This window comes from Oleiphilus sp. HI0067 (assembly GCF_001635735.1).
In genome coordinates, this window is record NZ_LWFI01000019.1 from 1 (window position 1) to 606 (window position 606).

Genomic DNA, 606 nt, shown 5'->3' on the forward strand with positions numbered 1-606 from the left:
CAAGCGGTCTTCCATTGAGGCTTCGTATGAATCACCTAACAGCACCAATACACCAGCGCCTGCTTCAGCAATTTTTGCTAGCGAGTTTTGCACCGACCAAGATTGAGAACCTTCTTTTCGTACACCAATTGTGTCACGCAGTATGTCAGGGTATTGAACACGTACTATTGGCGCATCAACCTGATCTACATCACCCAACACGAAAGCCATATGCACATCGCCTTGCAAAGTATCTTTGTAGGTAATCAGCTGAAAATCACCATGCTCAGTTTGAACGCCGTGCTCTTCCTGACGAGTAACCGTCTGCTCATTCAGAGCACGATAATGAATCATATCGGCGATTGTGCCAATTTTTAGATCGTGTTTTTTCGCAAATTCTTCAAGATCAGGGCGACGTGCCATCGTGCCATCATCATTCATAATTTCAACAATGACCGAAGCCGCTTCAAAGCCAGCCATTCTCGCCAAATCGCAACCAGCTTCTGTATGACCCGCACGCGTTAATACGCCACCAGGCTGAGCAACAATTGGGAAAACATGACCCGGCTGGACGATATCTTGGGGTTTGCTATTTCGACCCACAGCAGTCCGAATAGTATGAGCACG

Annotated in this window: 1 protein-coding gene; it reads right to left on the bottom strand. The window is 47.2% G+C overall.

The genetic code is table 11. From position 1 onward, the window contains the following. Positions 1-594 (bottom strand): 3,4-dihydroxy-2-butanone-4-phosphate synthase (locus tag A3739_RS00535; protein WP_255376749.1); only part of this gene is annotated, 594 nt, incomplete at its 3' end. Between the last annotated feature and the right edge of the window lie 12 nt (positions 595-606).